Annotated in this window: 11 protein-coding genes and 1 pseudogene; 5 read left to right on the plus strand and 7 right to left on the minus strand. The window is 64.5% G+C overall.

The features are described 5' to 3' along the window. Positions 1-44 precede the first annotated feature (44 nt). Positions 45-1,688 carry a GMC oxidoreductase gene (locus tag J6U32_RS01900; RefSeq protein WP_244332490.1) on the minus strand — a complete coding sequence of 548 codons (1,644 nt, stop codon included), beginning with the start codon at positions 1,686-1,688 and terminating at the stop codon, positions 45-47. 271 nt (positions 1,689-1,959) lie between these two features. Here J6U32_RS01900 and J6U32_RS01905 point away from each other — a divergent pair, with 271 nt between their 5' ends. Then, complete coding sequence (locus tag J6U32_RS01905) at positions 1,960-5,022, plus strand: MMPL family transporter (protein ID WP_208793312.1); 3,063 nt, start codon at positions 1,960-1,962, stop codon at positions 5,020-5,022. A 4-nt stretch (positions 5,023-5,026) separates the two neighbouring features. On the opposite strand, the gene J6U32_RS01910 is transcribed toward J6U32_RS01905, so the two are convergent. Further along, complete coding sequence (locus tag J6U32_RS01910; RefSeq protein ID WP_208793313.1) at positions 5,027-5,656, minus strand: TetR/AcrR family transcriptional regulator; 630 nt, start codon at positions 5,654-5,656, stop codon at positions 5,027-5,029. Positions 5,657-5,882: 226 nt separating this feature from the next. Here J6U32_RS01910 and J6U32_RS01915 point away from each other — a divergent pair, with 226 nt between their 5' ends. The 3 genes and pseudogenes from J6U32_RS01915 (at position 5,883) to J6U32_RS01925 (ending at position 9,370) form a co-directional block, all read left to right on the plus strand. Next, complete coding sequence (locus tag J6U32_RS01915) at positions 5,883-7,010, plus strand: DUF5938 domain-containing protein (RefSeq protein WP_208793314.1); 1,128 nt, start codon at positions 5,883-5,885, stop codon at positions 7,008-7,010. 12 nt (positions 7,011-7,022) lie between these two features. Continuing rightward, positions 7,023-8,572: pseudogene (locus J6U32_RS01920) on the plus strand (AMP-binding protein). 42 nt (positions 8,573-8,614) lie between these two features. After that, entirely contained in the window at positions 8,615-9,370 is a 756-nt protein-coding gene (locus J6U32_RS01925; protein WP_208793315.1) for an SDR family NAD(P)-dependent oxidoreductase, read from the plus strand. A gap of 74 nt (positions 9,371-9,444) precedes the next feature. On the opposite strand, the gene J6U32_RS01930 is transcribed toward J6U32_RS01925, so the two are convergent. The 4 genes from J6U32_RS01930 to dnaB all read right to left on the minus strand — a co-directional run bounded on the left by J6U32_RS01930 (position 9,445) and on the right by dnaB (position 14,163). Continuing rightward, complete coding sequence (locus tag J6U32_RS01930) at positions 9,445-10,086, minus strand: hypothetical protein (protein WP_208793316.1); 642 nt, start codon at positions 10,084-10,086, stop codon at positions 9,445-9,447. 100 nt (positions 10,087-10,186) lie between these two features. Beyond that, on the minus strand, positions 10,187-11,131 hold the full coding sequence (locus J6U32_RS01935) for an SMI1/KNR4 family protein (RefSeq protein WP_244332492.1): 945 nt from the start codon (positions 11,129-11,131) through the stop codon (positions 10,187-10,189). Positions 11,132-11,210: 79 nt separating this feature from the next. Further along, on the minus strand, positions 11,211-11,624 hold the full coding sequence (locus J6U32_RS01940) for a hypothetical protein (RefSeq protein ID WP_208793317.1): 414 nt from the start codon (positions 11,622-11,624) through the stop codon (positions 11,211-11,213). Between the two features lie 289 nt (positions 11,625-11,913). After that, positions 11,914-14,163 (minus strand): replicative DNA helicase, encoded by a 2,250-nt coding sequence (dnaB, locus tag J6U32_RS01945; protein ID WP_208793318.1) that lies wholly within the window; start codon positions 14,161-14,163, stop codon positions 11,914-11,916. Positions 14,164-14,704: 541 nt separating this feature from the next. Between dnaB and J6U32_RS01950 the strand changes: the two genes are divergently transcribed. Then, the gene (locus J6U32_RS01950) at positions 14,705-15,376 is read left to right on the plus strand and encodes a hypothetical protein (protein WP_208793319.1); all 672 of its coding nucleotides are present in this window, start codon (positions 14,705-14,707) and stop codon (positions 15,374-15,376) included. 44 nt (positions 15,377-15,420) lie between these two features. On the opposite strand, the gene J6U32_RS01955 is transcribed toward J6U32_RS01950, so the two are convergent. Next, entirely contained in the window at positions 15,421-16,515 is a 1,095-nt protein-coding gene (locus J6U32_RS01955) for an IS110 family transposase (protein ID WP_208793320.1), read from the minus strand. Positions 16,516-16,850 lie beyond the last annotated feature (335 nt).

Consider the following 16,850-nt stretch of genomic DNA (forward strand, 5'->3'; position numbering starts at 1 on the left):
CCCCCGCCGTTGATTCGCAGCGCCACTGCGGCCCCCCGGCGAGCTTAGCCGCCGTCGGCGATGACGGTCGCGATGTTGCGTTCGGCGACGGCGGTGATGGTCAGCGACGGGTTGGACGCACCGGCCGAACCGGGCAGCATCGCACCGTCATTGACGTAGAGGTTCCGGTATCCGTGGACGCGGCCGTAGGCGTCGCACGCCGTCCCCAGGGTGGCTCCGCCCATGCAGTGCGCCCAAGTCAGATCGGGCTCGTAGACCACCGCATCGACCGGGAAGTCGGCGTGCCGCGCCATCACGTGGCCGATCCGTTCGCAGTTCTCCGCGACGCCGCCGTTGCCACCGGCCGGCCAATCGAGGATGACCTGTTGCGAATCTCGGTGGTAGCGGAAGGTGCCGCGCGTCGGATCGACCGATGTGATGCCCATCTTGATCGCCGAGGTATTCATCGCCGCGGCAGCGGAATCCAGTGGTCCGAGAGAGAAGGTGCTGTTGACCATCACCCGGGCGAACTGCTCGGTGGTGTCGAAGAATCCGGCGGCGCCGACGGCCGACTGCTGATCCTTACGACTGCCCCCGACGGCGATGTCGATGTTGCCGTTGCCGTTGTTGCCCCAGCCGGTTCCGATGTGTTCGTTGAGGTTCGGCAATGTTCCGGTGTCGCGGGCACGCACCAGCAGTCTGTTGGTTCCAAGGCATCCGGCTGCGAGGACGAGGCGGTCGGTCGTCAGGGTCCGCCTGGTGAGGACGTCGCCGTACGGGCTGACGTAGTCGACGTCGAGAACGAAACGCCCGGAAGGTTCGACGTGGATGGCGTTGACTTGATGGCGCGGATGAATTGTCGCTTTGCCGGTGGCCTCGGCGCGGGGGAGATAGCTGTATGTCAGCGAGTTGAGGGAACCATTGGAGTTGGCGAGCGCGCTGGTGGTGGCCATCGGTGCGGCGCGACCGGCGATCTCGTCGCGCACGACGTTCCATCGCCAGTTGCCGGGGACGAAATACGGTGCATATCCGGCCTTCTCGCCGACGCGCCAGAAGTCTCGGCAGTTGCTGAAGCTGTGATCGCGATACACGTCCGGCGGTACCACCGTCGCTCCGAGGCCCGCCAGAGCCTTCGGGTACCAGGTCGTGGCCATCTCGTCGTAGTCCACGACGCCCTTGAACACCTGGTTGAACGGGTCCCGCTTGGACTCGGCGGTGATGCCGATGTAGACCACCGATCCGCCGGCCACCGCCGCACCGCACATGATGGCCGAGTTGTTGTGCCAGCTGATCTCGAAGATTCCGCCGAAGTCGTCGACGGCGGCCATCGCGCCGAGGGTCTCGGCGTAGGCGGGCACCGTCAGCGCCGACGACGCGGATCGCTCGGCAAGGGATCGTTGGGCGTGCCACAGCATCCGGCCGTCCCACCCGAAGATCTTGCGCCACGGGTCGTGTGGCCACCGCGATCCGCGTTCGAGCACGGTTATCTGAATTCCGGTCTCCGCCAGTCGAAGTGCGCTGACCGAGCCGCCGAACCCGGAGCCGATGACGATCGCCTCGGAGTGTTGACGGGGCGGGGCGACCGGACGAAAGATCTCCGGCACCAGCGATTCGTATCTGCCGTGTGCCGCAGGTAGCGCCGCGCTGGCCCCCGCACCGACGGTCGCCGAGACGCCGGCAGCTGTGACTCCGGCAGCGGTCAACCGCATAAACGATCGACGATCCATCATCTTTCGCCCCCAGGGAACCCCATCCCGACCCTGAATCGATTCGCCGAGAGTAGCGCAGCAACGCCGAACCTTCTGAACGACAACGATTTTGCGTACTTCGGTTTCACGAATGACTTGACCTTCGGCCCGGTGGCGACAATCCCCCGCCGGCACCGGCACTTGACTGTTACCGCGCGACACATCTACTGTCATCCCACTATGCCGAGTGGCATACATATCATCGATCGTTGACATGGACTGGGGAGTGAACATGGCCGACCGGGGTGATGCCGTGCTCGGGCGTATCGGGCGACTTACCCATCGGTTCTCCGTGTGGATCGTGCTGTTCTGGGTGGTACTCGCCGCCGCGCTCACCGTGACGGTCCCGCAGCTCGAGCACACCGTCTCGACCAGATCCGCCGATTTCGTTCCCGCCGACCTACCAGCCAACAAGAGCCTGGAGCAGATGGCCAAGGACTTCGGCGTTCCGGCGTCCAACGCGGTGGGCAGCGTGGTCCTGGTCAGCCGCAACGGCTTCGGAGCCCCGGAGCAGAGGTACTACGGCGCCTTGTTGCGGGCGTTGGTCGCCGACAAGAGCAACGTCGCCTACGTGCTGGACACCTACGGCAACCCGGTGACACGCGACATCGCGCTGAGCCGCGACGGCAAGGCGGTCACCGTACTCGTCGCCAGTGCGGGATCGGCGGGTTCGACCCGCGCCCACCACGCAACGATTGCGATTCGCGATCACATCGCGGCACTCCCGCGACCCGGCGGGCTGACCGTGCACTTCAGCGGGCCGACCCCTACGCTGTCGGATCTGTTCTCCGGCATCGACGTGTCACTCCTGATCATCACCGGGGTCTCGGTCCTGCTGATCACGGTGATGCTGGCGCTCGCGTACCGCAGGTTCACGACCGCGTTGATCCCGCTGCTGACCGTGGGCCTCGTTCTCGCGATCGTCCGTCCGGTCATCTCCCTGCTCGGCGCACACGGCGTGCTCCCGGTATCGAACTTCACGATCGCGATCATGACCGCGTTGGTGCTCGGCGCCGGGACCGACTACGCCATCTTCGGAATCGCGAACTATCACCGCGCGCGCCGCGCCGGCGCAGAGGTCGTCGATGCGGTCACTGCCGTCTCGGTTCGTACCGCCCCGATCCTCATCGCGTCCGCCCTGACCATCGCCGCGGCCTGTGCGTCGATGGTGTTCACCAAGATCGGCATGTTCGCCACGGCCGGCCCTCCCACAGCGATCGCAGTGCTGATCGCCCTCGCCATCGCGTTGACATTGCCCAATGCCCTCCTGTCCCTTGCGGGGCGACGCGGGCTCGCCGAGCCGCGGCCGTCGACGGAGAGTCGGTGGCAGCATCGCGGCGCTCGAGTGATCCGGCATGCCGGGGTGTACACGACCGTGGCACTGATTTTCCTGATCGGAACCGCAGCCGCGACGACGACCCTGCGCCTCAACTGGGACGAGTCCGCGATGCCCGTCCGCGCGACCGACTCGACCAGAGGGTATGAGGCTGTGCGGCAGCACTATCCGACGGCCGAGATCTCGCCGGAGTATGTGACCTTCCGCGCCGATCACGACCTGCGCAACACAGCCGATCTCGCCTCGCTGGAGCTGGCGGCGATGGCGTTGTCCAAGATTCCCGAGGTCGGGTTGGTCCGCTCGATCACGCGCCCCGACGGAAAGCCGCTGGCAGAGGCCGCCACCGGCTATCAGACCCGCATCGTCGGAGGCCAACTCGGCGATGCCGAGCACCGGATGTCGGCGGCCGAACCGCAATTGAGGATGCTTGCCGAAGGGGCGCAGCAGCTTTCGACCGGAGCAGATGCGGCGGCCGTCCAGATGCCCGCGCTGGTGTCCGGTTCCCAACAGGTGGTGTCGATGGCCGGTACCGTTCTCGACGGCCTCGACCAAGTCAATGGCATCACCCGAACGGCGACCGGCGGCGACTCCCTGGCACAGACGCTTCCGGTGCTGCGCACAGCGCTGGCCACCGCCGCATCGGCCATTGCCGCACTCGACTCCCCGTCACGGGTGGCGACCGAGGCCCTGACCGAGCTCGATGAGGTGTTCACTCCGCTGGTGGGCGAACCCACGCCGCGGTGCACGTCGAGTCCGGCGTGCGCGACCGCGCGTGCGGCGTTCGCTCAACTCGATCGTGCGCTCGGCGGACGCGCTTCTGCGGCACTGACCTCCCTGCATGCCTTTGCCGGAGTCCCCACCGAGACGATCACCCGAGTTACTGGGTTACTGCCGCAACTCAATTCGGCCTTGAGCACCGTTGATTCACTGTTGCAGCAACTCGCCGGACGTTCCACCGAACAGGTACGCGCCGACCTGGCTCGTCTCGAGCAGGGCGTGGCCGATCTTTCCAGTGGCATGTCGCAACTCGCCGACGGTCTGCACCAGGTGCGTGACGGGACAGCGCAAATGGTGGCTCTGACCGGAGCGTTGACCAAAGGGCTGCACCAGGCCTCTGAGTACCTGACCACCATGGGGGACGCCACATCGACGGGCGCCGGAGCGGGATTCTATCTGCCGCCGGATGCGCTGCACGACAAGCGGTTTGTCGCCGGCTCCCGGCTCCTGATCTCGCCGAACGGGCGCACCGCACGCATGATCGTCACATGGAAGGTCAACCCCTACAGTCAGGAAGCGATGGCGGCCAGCCGTCAACTTCCCGTCGTCGCGCATCGGGCGCTGACGGGCACCACTTTGGCCGATGCCTCCGTATCGACGGCCGGACTGGCGTCGCTGTCGGCGGATATGCAGGACCAATTGCATCGCGACTTCCTGATCTTCGCGTCGGTCGCCGCTGCGGCGGTCCTGGTCATCCTCATGGTGTTGCTGCGTAGCATCCTGGCTCCGGTCCTGTTGGTGGGCACCGTGATCCTGAGCTTTGCGTCAGCAGTAGGGGTGAGCGTGCTCGTCTGGCAGCACGTGATCGGCATCGACCTCGACTGGTCGGTGATCCCAGTGTCGTTCATGGCCCTCATCGCCGTCGGTGCGGATTATTCGATGTTGTTCGCCGACCGCATTCGCGAGGAATCGCGAGAGGGGATGGTGCGCGGCATCATCCGCGGCTTCGGGAGTACCGGCGGGGTCATCACCACGGCCGGAGTGGTTTTCGCTGTCACGATGTTCGCCCTCATGAGCGGCACCGTCCTCAACCTCGTGCAGATCGGCTTCACCATCGGGGTCGGCCTGTTGCTCGACATCGCGATCGTGCGCACGGTTCTGGTCCCGGCCGCGATGGCGGTGATCGGCGAGAGAATCTGGTGGCCATCGCCGACCTCGTCGGCAACCGTTGGCCGGAGGTGACGACTCAGCCGCGGTCGAGTCCGTCGAACACCGCTGCCAGATGACCCCGCGCGGCGTCGACCTGGTCGGCGTCGTCGGCGAGGTGGTGCAGGAGTGCCCGTTGAAAGATTCCATCGAGCACGATATATGCGGTTGTCGGATCAAGCTGGGGCGCAACACCTTTGAGATCACAGTAGCGAGTCACCACACGCCAGATCATCTGTTCTCGACTGGCTTCGATCTCGAGTACCTGCGCGCGGAAAGAGGAATCGAACAGACTCTGGTTGCGCATGTCGTACCACAGCCGGTGGATCGGGGCGTCGCGCAGCAGGGTGTCGAAGAAGGTGTCGCCGAATGACTTTCGGAGATCGTCGGCATCCGCAGAGTGCTGGACAACTCCGTCGTACCGGGTCACACAGACGTCCTCGTACTGACGGACGGCCTCGGCGATCAGATCGAGCTTGTCGGAGAAGTAGTAGTGCAGGACCCCATGGGAGTACTCGGAATTCTGCGCGATCTCGCGCAGACTCGTCCGCGCATATCCGAGTTCGGCGAGAGTGTGCAGGGTAGCGGTCGCCAGTTCTCGACGCTTCGCCTGGAATTTGTCGCGGGCACGCTCCTCGACACGGGCGCGCGGCTCCGACAGTTGGGCCATCGCGGTCGCTCCTCCCACTGGTCACGGGCGTGTCCCCGGAGTCTAGCCCGGCTGTCGATCCCCACTCCTTGACGGTCGTCCAAATTTTTCTTGACAGTCGTCCAGAACTCGCCTTAGTGTGATCCGCAGCACAGGTTCGGTCCGCAAATCGCTTCGCCCCTTGTGCCTCATACGTGTCCCTGACCTGCCATTTCTCCCTGGCGGTCCATTGCGAGAGGAACGATTCATGCCCACCGACAAACGCGTCGTCGTCTACGGAGCCTCCGGCTACACCGGTCGATTGATCTGCGAGTACCTGCGCGAATACAACATCCCGTTCCTCGCCGCAGGCCGCGATCACAGCCGCCTCAATGCGATCGTGGAAGCGGTGCCGGGGATCGAGACGGTCGATCACGACATCGTCGAGGTCGAACACTCGCTTCCCGCTCTCGTCGAGGCGTTCCGCGGTGCGGACGTCGTTCTCAACACGGTCGGGCCGTTCGCCCGGTGGGGCCATCCGGTGGTCGAGGCCTGCCTGGAGGTCGGCGCGCACTACACCGACACCAACGGCGAGCAGAACTGGATGATCGACGCGAAGGAGCGCTACGCAGCCGATTTCGCCGCGAAGAGTCTGGTTCTCACACCAGGGTTGGCGCAGATGTATTCGATCGGCGAGATCGCGGCGAACATCTGTCTGGAAACCCCGGGTGTCGACACACTCGACATCGAGGTGTTCTGGAAAGGCCATCCGACCGTCGCCTCGACCAACACGATCCTGACCAACGCGGCGTTCGCCAAGGCGTACTACCTCGAGCAGAACGAGTACGTCGAGTGGCCAGACGAAGACGGCGTGTATCAGATCGTCGTACCCGGCCAGCACGAGTTGGGACTGGCGCTGCCCTGGGGTGGCACCTCGCATCCGGTGTGGTTCAAGGACGATCCGCGGGTCGCCAATGTACGTGCGCTCGGCGGAGTGCTCAATCGTCCTCTGATGCTGGGGGTTCCGCAGATGGTTGGCGCGGCGCTCGAGCAGATGGACGGCAAGAGCGAGGCCGAGAAGTACCAGATCATCGATGCCATCTCGGCGTCGGTGCGCAGTGAGACACCGCCGCGGGAGAACCCCCGGATCAACACCTCTCTCGACTCGGTTTATGCTTCCGGGCCGCTGGGCCGCGTGCACTGCCTGATCAACGGCAACTGCAACTACAAGCAGACCGCACTGCTCAACGCCTATGCGGCAGCCCACCTCCTCAAAGCCCCGCCGCATGCGGTCGGGTTCGCCTCGAGTTGCCAGGCATTCGGACACCGCGAGCTGCTCGGTGTTCTACACGCCTTTGGCCTCGTTCTCGATCCGGTTGTCACGGTGAACAACTAAGAGGCCGGACACATGCGGCTATCGGACTACCTCGACAAAGGCGCGTCATTGGGCCGGGACGCACCGTGCATGACCTCCGGTCCGGTCACACTCACCTACGGCGAGGTCCACGACCGGACCGTCGACATCGCCGGAGCGTTGCAGCACAGCGGGATTCATACTGGAGACCGCGTCGCTGTCCTCTCCGGAAACGATCCGCGCGCGCTCACCTGTGTGTTCGGGATCTCCCGGGCCGGAGCGGTGTGGTGCCCGGTGAACCCACGCAACGAGGCCGAGGAGAACCGGCAGCTGTTCGCGCTGTTCGGTTGTCGATTCCTGTTCTTCCAGAGCGCATTCGCCGCCCTGGTTGCAAGGATTCGGGATCGGCTCCCCGACCTCGAATGGCTGGTCTGCCTCGACGGTGCGGTGGACGGGGCTCTCACCTTCGACGACTGGCTGGCCGACCACCATGCCGAGGTGGAGACCGACCGCCGCCCGGACGGAGGCCTGTGCATGCTCGCAGGAACCGGCGGCACCACCGGTACACCCAAGGGCGTGCGGCTGACCGAGGACAACATGATGACCTCGACGGCGTTGGCGTTGGCGTTGGCGTTGGCGTTGATGAGCTATCCGTTCGGGGACCGGCCGCGCTACCTCGCGCTGGCCCCGCTCACCCATTCGGCGGGTGTGCTGACCTTTCCCATCCTCAGTCTCGGCGGACACATCGTCATCATGGCGCGTCCCGACATCGGCGAGTTCCTGAGACTCATTGCGCATCACCGGATCACCCACGCATTCTTGCCGCCCACGGTGATCTACGGTGTCCTCGATCATCCCGATCTCGACGCCACCGATCTCTCTTCGTTGCGGTGCCTCTGGTACGGCGCCGCACCGATGTCACCCACTCGACTCACCGAGGCACTCGAGCGCATCGGGCCGGTGCTGGGTCAGCTGTTCGGACAGACCGAGGCACCCAACATGATCGCGACCCTCGCACCCGCCGAGCATTTCCGGGCCGACGGCTCGGTGGCGACCGAACGATTGACGTCGGCGGGGCGTCCCACACCACTCACGACTGTCGCCATCATGGATTCCTCGGGGGAACTGGTGGCCCGCGGCCAACGCGGCGAGATCGTCGTACGCGGCCCGCTCGTCATGGACGGATACCACGAGAATCCCGAAGCGACTGCCGAGGTCAGCGCGTTCGGCTGGCACCACACCGGAGATATCGGCTACCTCGACGACGACAACTTCCTCTACGTGGTCGATCGCGCCAAGGACATGATCATCACCGGCGGCTTCAACGTGTACTCCGCCGAGGTCGAGCAGGCCCTGCTGGCCCACCCCGCGGTCAAGGAGAGCGCGGTGATCGGTCTGCCTGACGACAAATGGGGTGAACGGGTCGTCGCCGCTGTGCAATTGCGTGACGGCCGCGATGGCTCGCCGGCCGAACTCATCCAGTTCGTCAAGGACCGCATCGGAAGTGTCAAGGCACCCAAGCAGATCGAGATCTGGGACGATCTGCCGCGCTCGAAGTCGGCAAGATCCTCAAGAACGAGGTCCGTGCCACCATGCAGAACTGATCGCCCAGACATCGGAATTCTCCACTCGAAAAGGAACCCCTCATGACCGAACTGAAAGACAAGCGGGTCTTCGTGACCGGCTCTGCGACCGGCATCGGCAAGGCCATCGCCGCGCTGTTCATCGAGCGCGGCGCCAGGGTCATCATCAGCGACCGCGACAAGACCGCCGCCAACAGCGCCGCAACCGAACTCGGAGCCGCGGGAGTGGCCAACTGCGACGTCACCGACGAGGCACAGGTACAGTCGGCGATCGCCGAAGCCGTCGGCGTCCTCGGCGGCCTCGACGTGTTGGTCAACAACGCCGGCATCGAGATCTCGACCCCACTACTCCAGCAATCCACCAGCAGCTTCGACGAGATCTTCGCCGTCAATGTCCGGGGTCCGTTCGTCGCGATGAAGGCGGCCATCGGGCATCTCGTCGAGTCCGGCGGCAACATCGTCAACATTTCCTCGATCGCCGGCATCGGCGGTAGTCCGCTCCTCGGATCATATTGCGCGACAAAGGCTGCGCTCATCCAGATGACCCGGGTGGCCGCGGTGGAGATGCGTCCCGCAGGAGTGCGCGTCAACGCCGTCTGCCCCGGATTCGCCGACACCAGCATGGTCGAACGACTGATCCCGGATTTCGAGGCCGCCACCCAGGTCCCGTTCGGAGACCTGGTGGCCGCCAAACAGGGCCGCCTGGGCACACCCGAGGACATCGCCGAGGTGGCGGCGTTCCTGGCCTCCGACCGTGCGTCGTGGGTGACCGGCAGCAGCTACGTCCTCGACGGTGGGCTCACGGCGTCGTTGGTGTGAGGCCAACGGGGCCACCGCTGCCATGAGGCCGCGACAGCGGTCCGCCGTTGTGTTGTCCACCCCCCGTGCGGGTTTCACAGTTCGACCTTGGTCCACGTCATCCCGGACAGCGATGCGGCTCCTCCGACAACCCAGGCCCACAACTGCCCGGCAAGCGAGCCGGCATCAGTGACGGTCGCGAAGTGTCGATCTGAAGAACCGTCGCGGTACTCCAGATCGAACGTCCCCTCGTCTCTGGCGCGGGTCTGCACGTAGACCTCGCTGTCGCGTTCGATGACGAGAAACGGGTCGGGCTCTTCCAACCGGTCGACCAGAGCATCGAGCATTTGCGGGCTGAGCATCGGCAACCGGCCGAGGCTGCCGTGCAAGACGGCGATCGGAACCGCATGCTCGGTGTCGATGTAGATGTTCTCCTGCGGGTCGTACACATCGAAACCACAAGTGGCAGCGAGCGGTATCACGATCTCACGACTCTGCTCGGCGTCAGGCCACGACGCAGTGATGTAGGTCCCGGATCTCAGCGGTTCGGGTGTCTCGTGTTCGATTCCGCGCCGGCGCTGGCTGTCGACGATGTGGCTGATCAACGCTTGGACGGGCGAATCATCCGGGGGCTGAGTGGTTGGTGGACCCGCTTCCAAGTCCTGCTGCATGACCCGTGCCGCCGACTCGGCGTCGGTGGCCAAACGCGACGGCAAGACGTAGAGGTCGTAGCTCATCGGCCGTCTCTTTCTCCTGAAAGCTTTTCCCTGTCCATCAATTTCAGCGCCTTCCTGCGATACCGGCGAGCCGGGTGAATGGCCCGGAGCGAGCCCCGGTTCACGGTGTCTGCCATGTCCACGAATCGATGCGCCACACGTGGTTTTCGACGATGGCGCCGATACTTGCTGTGATGATGGGCTCGACCCAGCCGGAACGGCTGAACTCGACGGTGATCGTTGCTTCGGGACTCTGTGGTTCGGGCACCGGGGCGGTGGGTGCTGGGCGCGAGCCATGGGGCCACAGCTGGGTGCGGATGTCGTCGAGCATTTCGATCGGCGCGTGGTGGTCGTAAGTGGCGCGCCAGCGTGCGGAGAGACAGCGGCTGGCTGCGACGACATTGTCGAGGGTTACTGCCTGCTGGAGGGTGATGATGGTGTCATGCAAGGGGTCTGATGCCAGCGCACCGTCGTCACGAAACCAACTCTCGGCGTCGTCCACCCAGGAGGCCAGGCAGTGGTCGAGTTGGCCCATCAGCCAGGGTTCGTAGCGGCACATGGCTACCTCGCCGGGTACAGCGTCGGGGTCGTCGACGGAGAAGTTGCACAGCACTTGTGACGGTGACGCTTCGTCGTATCCGATCACCACCGGGCGCCGCCGCTCCGGTGGCGGATAGAACTCCGGCTCGACCATCGTCTCTCCGCGCATCTCGAAGGTCGGCGTGTAATGCAGAAAGTACTCGAAGTACATGAACTGATGGGCATCTCGCCACCGCTGTGACGTTCCGAGCTCGTCAAGGGTGAAGAGGCTGATCGGGCCGAGTCGCTCAATGCCATTGCACATGCTCATCAGCTGCCGGTAGTAATGGTCGAACCGCACTCCGAGGCGCTGTTCGGCTGCGGTAATCTGTTCCGGCGCAGCTCCGAGACCCACGCCGGCTCCGGCGGCTACTGCCCGCCCAACCAACTCTTCGATGCTGGGAGACTCTGCTTTTTCTGCCACTCGTTTCTCCTCTATCGAGACGAAGCCGCGATCTGACGATTCCTTCACGACCGGAAGGACCACAAGCGGCCTTTGGCTAGGAGCTGGACCGTGGACGACATCGTGAAGACTCCAATCGTCGAACAATGTCAGAAACGAATTGCTAGCGGCCCTCGATCTCCCGCATAATCTGTCGCTGAGGACTCACCACGTCATGGATGAGCCACGCTCCGTCGACGTTCTCTGCCTCTATCAGAATGTCTTTCGTGACCGCAGTGCTTGGGATCCGATCGTCAGTTCGATCACTGCGGGTCACAGCGTGGTCCGATCTCAGTGTGGCTGTGTCGCCGGCGATCTCATAGTCACGTCGGTTGATGAACTCTTCGCGATACTGCGCGTCGTCCAGCATGGCCCGTGTAGCAGCAAAATCCTCGTCCGAACCAGCGAGGAGGGCGCGTTGCGGAGAGTTGGCTGTCAGCGTCGCCAGGATGTCCCGCCTTGAACCAGCCGACTTCGCCTGCTGATATCGATCGAGTGCTGCCGAGATGCCACGCCCGGCGTCCGATTCAGCCGACACGGGCTTCTCCTCTGATACGCATGCTGTGACAAGCGCGAGTGCCGCCGCCAAAGTACAGACACGAGTCGCGAAGCAATGGGCTGACACCATTCCGAGTACGCGGCGGAGTCGTCGGCGGCCCGTCGCCATTCCCAACGTCATGTGGCAAGCGGAACGCGTCGGCTCAACATGCAACCGTTACAACGAAATCGCCAGTGAGTGCCACCATCGAAGCTCGCGCGGTCATCATCATCCACCGCCATCGTAATAGTAGTAGTAGTAGTAGTAGTAGCCGTTGTGGTTGTTGTAGTCAGCCCCTCGCCATATCCACGAACTTGCTCAGATGTAGTTGGTGCGCAACGGTAATGGTGGCGGTCGGCCCGTTACGGTGCTTACCGACGATGATATCGGCCTCACCAGCGCGAGGGTCGTCGCGCTCGAATGCGTCGGGCCGATGAAGCAGGATAACCATGTCCGCATCTTGTTCCAGTGAACCCGATTCGCGCAGATCCGACACCTGCGGCTTCTTGTCGGTTCGCTGCTCCGGACCACGGTTCAGCTGGCTGATCGCGACCACCGGAACCTCGAGTTCCTTTGCGAGAAGCTTCAATTGACGGGAGAACTCCGAAACCTCTTGCTGACGTGACTCGACCTTCTTGCCGGAGGTCATCAGCTGCATGTAGTCCACGACAACGAGTTTGAGGTCGTTGCGCTGTTTGAGCCGTCGGGCTTTGGCGCGGATCTCCATCATGGTGAGGTTGGGCGAGTCGTCGATGAACAGCGGCGCCTCGGAGATCTCCCCCATACGTCGAGCCAGGCGGGTCCAGTCGTCGTCGGTCATCGAACCGCCGCGCATATCACCGAGTTTCACCTTCGCCTCGGCCGAGAGCAGTCGCATGACGATCTCGACCTTGCTCATCTCCAGGGAGAACATGGCGCCGGTCATGTGGTGGTGAATCGAGCACGACCGTAGGAAGTCCATCGCGAGCGTCGAATTGTGGGTGGGTACCATCGCCTCGCCCGCGAGGAACAGGTGATCATCGTTGTCGACCTGCACGCACCGCACCGGGACGCTGTCGACGGGACGCACCGCAACGATGCGCCGCACGCCTGCCGGCCGTCGGAGTTCCTTGTGCCGCAACGCTTTGTGGTGAACGGTGAACACGTCGTCGTCGGCGTCGACGCGGAGCCAGCCGGTGGCCGAACGACGGTAGGTGTAACCGAGCCCGGCGACGAGGTCGGCCACCACGGCGGTCATGTGCCGGGTGGCGGCGGGCACCGTGATCCAGCCGTCGTCGTCGACGGTCGCGCGTGCGTCCAGCAACCCCGCGAGCAGGGCGCGGCGCTGAGCGATGGACCCGCGCAAGTACTCGTAGGGGATGCGCCCGCCGAGGTCGGCCATCAACGTCATCACGTCGACGGGCCCCTCGGCGTCGATGCGCATCCCGATCTCGGGATCATCGAAAGCCATACCGGCCAACGCGGCGACCGTATACGGCCCGTAGGCAAATCGCTTGCGGGGCAATTCAAGTGGCTTGGTATTGCGAATGAACGCGCTGCCGACGTGGGCACACATGCCCTCGGTGGTGACGACCTGACTGCTGCCGTCGACCTCGATGGCCCACTCGTGCCAAGCGTCGGCGAGGATGGTGTTGCCGTCGGCGAATTCGACCTCGTAGCACGGTCGTTCGGTCATGACATCGGTCGCAGCCACGACAGTGGTGGGGCGGCCGTGGGCGTCGAGCAGTTTGTCGCCGACGGCGACGCGGCCCATCGTGGTCCAGCCCGTGGGCGTGGGTAGCGGCGTGTCCAGCGACAGCGCCTTGCCGACACCAGGACGTGCCGCCACGATGATCATCTGCCCCGGATGTAAACCATTGGTGAGCTTGTCGAGATCGGCGAAACCCGTTGGCACACCGAGCGACAGCCCGCCTCGCGAGGCGATCGAGTCGATCTCGTCCATCGTCGGCTGCAGGAGTTCCTCGAGGGGGACATAATCCTCGGCGGTGCGGCGCTCGGTGACCTCGTACACCTCGGCCTGCGCGCGGTCGACGACCTCGGCGACGTCCTGGCCGTCGGCCCCGGAGTAGCCGAACTGCACGATGCGGGTCCCTGCCTCCACGAGTCGCCGCAGGATGGCCTTCTCGGCGACGATCTCGGCGTAGTAGCCGGCGTTCGCGGCTGTGGGCACCGTGGAGATGAGGGTGTGCAGATAGGGTGCACCGCCCACGCGGCGCAGCTCTCCGGCGCGTTCCAGCTCGGCAGAGACGGTCACGGCGTCGGCAGGCTCACCCTTACCGTAGAGCTCCAGGATGGCGTCGTAGACGGCCTGATGTGCGGGCCGGTAGAAATCGGCCGGCCGGATCTTCTCGACGACGTCGGCGATGGCGTCCTTGGACAACAGCATGCCGCCGAGGACCGATTGCTCGGCAGCCATGTCCTGCGGTGGTTGGCGGCCGAACTCCTCGGTCGGGATCGGCGGTTCGTCGTCGAAGCCCCCGGACCCCCCACGTCCGGAATCACGCCGGGCGCCGTGCCCGCGATCGTCGACAACCGCCACCGATGCCCCAACCTCTCGCGCCGATCACGGCAGATCCGCAACGCGGATCCACCCCTGCTTCTGACGTACTCAGTACCCGACGTACTCAATACCCGCGGCCACCGACAGAACCCGCGATCACGTCGCCGACACCGGTGCCGATTCACCCTGAGAGGTGACCCTAGGAGGAGACCGGCGCACGTTCAAACGCGCCTGTGGACCGAGCTGTGCACCAATTGTGGACGCTTCGCGTCCGGCCTGTGGGTCGCTGGCGACGGCCTGTGGACAAGATGGGGAATGTTGACGCGATTTGTCCCATCACTGCAGGTCAGGCTATGTGCACGAATTCCACAGAGCCGAGTTCTTTACTTCCTCGGCGTGTCGCTTGAATGTGGCGGTCGGGCGTGTTGCGTGTGACGGCAACCACTGGGCGTTTACCAGCTCGTGAACAGTCCGTGAGCCGGCGATGACACCGCGTTGGGACGCTCTCGAATCGCTCGGAGCGGAGCATCGGCCACTACGAGGATCAAACGCTCTCCCGCCTCCGCACGACTGTGATGCAATGAAGCCCGTGTCCAGGATTCGCACGTTCGGTACGTTCTCGCGCGCGCTCGCCACCGTCGGCGTTGCCGCGGCCATGGCCGTCGTCGCGCCCGCCATACTGGCATCGGATGCGTCGGCCGCTCCGCCACCCCCGTTGCCCGCAGAATTCGACCTGAGCCGCTACACCCCGGTGAACCCCGACGCGTTCCGCTCGTTGGCCTACGAGGACAACGGGCGGTCGTTCTTCACCACCGGCCGCTACATGTGCCAGATCGGCCCGCAGTACCGCTACGTCGGTTGTACGGGCAGCCCGGCCACCGCGCCCGCCGACACCCCGACGTCACGGACACTCGGCGCGACCATTGCCGGCGATCAGCAGGGCCCGTTCTGGGTGCGCACCAACTGGCCGTTCGCGCCGACCTATCGATTCGGCTCCACGACCGGGTTCCGCCCGCCCATCCTGCACGTCGGGCAGCGGGTGACGATTGCAGGGGTCACCTGTACGGTGCCGATGCCGAACGAGGTCGCCTGCCGAACCGGTTCTCGCGCACTGATCTTCGCACCCGGATGGCACAAGTTCTTCTATCCCGCATGGGATCAGGCACACGACGGCAATCCGGCGCCGCAGTATCTCCCTGCAGCGCTTCGGGGTTCGAGTCAACTGCCGGCGACGCCTGTGGCGCCGGCGTGAGGTGCGTTGCAGCGTAAGGGTTGCGCGGACGTTCCTATAACGTGTCAAGGGGTCTGGGAGACGTTTTTTGTGGTGTGGTCGAGGTCTTTGAGATCGGCTTTGAGGGCGTAGAACAGTTCGCGGGCGACGAGGCGTTTCATGGCGCGGATGATGTCTTTATCGGCCATTCCCTCGGCTCGTCGTTTTTCGCGGTAGGCGAGTGCTTTCTCGTGTTTACGTAACCGGCCGATGACCACGAGGTGGACCGCGGAGTTGGCGTGGCGGTCCCCACCGCGGTGCAGCCGCATCCGGCTGGTCTTCCCCGAGGACGCGGGGATCGGCGCGATCCCGGCCAGCCGCGCGAACTGCGCATCACTACCGATACGGTCCGGGCATTGCCCGACGGTCACCAACAACTGCGCGGCGATCATCGGACCGACCTGCGGGCGGGCCCGCAACCGCGGCGCGGCCCGGCGGGTCAGCGTGTTGAGTTGGGTGTCGTAGGCCTTGATCTCGGTATCGAGGTCACGGACCCGTCCGGCGATTCCCCGTAACGCGAGTTTCGCACCCTGTACCGGGTCACCCAACTCGCCACGATTGGGTCGCCACGACCAGATGACCGCCACCATTTTCCGGGTCGTCAACCCCGCCAGCTTCTCCCGTAACACCGGTGCGGTGATCACCAGATCCCGGATCTGATTCAACGCGACACTACGCGCTTTGACCGCCGAAGCCCTTGCCGTGGACAGCATTCGGATCGACTCAACGATCCCGGAGTGATCCTTCGGAGTGATATCGGCGCGCCCGGTCCGCGCCGCCTGCGCCGCGGTGTAGGCATCAACCGGATCGGACTTGCCGACCGTGGCCCGCACCGTCGGATCCGGGCGGTTGAGTTCTTTGACGGTGTAACCATGCTCGCGCAGCACCGTGGTCAACCCCAACCCGTAACTACCGGTCTGTTCCACCGCGACCCGATGCACCCACCACTGGGCCAACCACTCCAGCATCGCCTCGTTCCCGGCCCGATCAGTACCGAACTGCGCGTCACTGATCTGCCGGCCATCATCGTCAACGATCCCGGCGTGGTGGGTGTCTTTGTGGGTATCGACCCCGGCATACACCGGTTGCGTCGACACCCCCTCTACAGTCATGCTCGACATTGCGGTTCCTGTCTCCTTCACTTCGGTGGAGGATGACTACGCCGGGTGAGGCAGACAGGACGGTGAAGAGTCGGACCAACCGCAGCCGACAGGTTCCTATGAAGTCATAACCTCACCCGGCCCAGTCATCACGAATCCAGGTGTCAATTCCGGGCTTCACCGAATGCCGACAGGTCCACTTGAAGACACCCAATTCGAGGTCAGTCTCGAGGTAAGTCAGAACACCCGGTCAAGCCCTACCCATATTCTCACCGTCTCGAGGCTCGTCGCCTGGGGCGCCTCGCACCTCGACCACCGATCAAGGAACGACCATCGATCAAAAACACTTCGGCCCG

Source organism: Gordonia polyisoprenivorans (assembly GCF_017654315.1).
In the GTDB taxonomy this organism is placed as follows: domain Bacteria; phylum Actinomycetota; class Actinomycetes; order Mycobacteriales; family Mycobacteriaceae; genus Gordonia; species Gordonia polyisoprenivorans_A.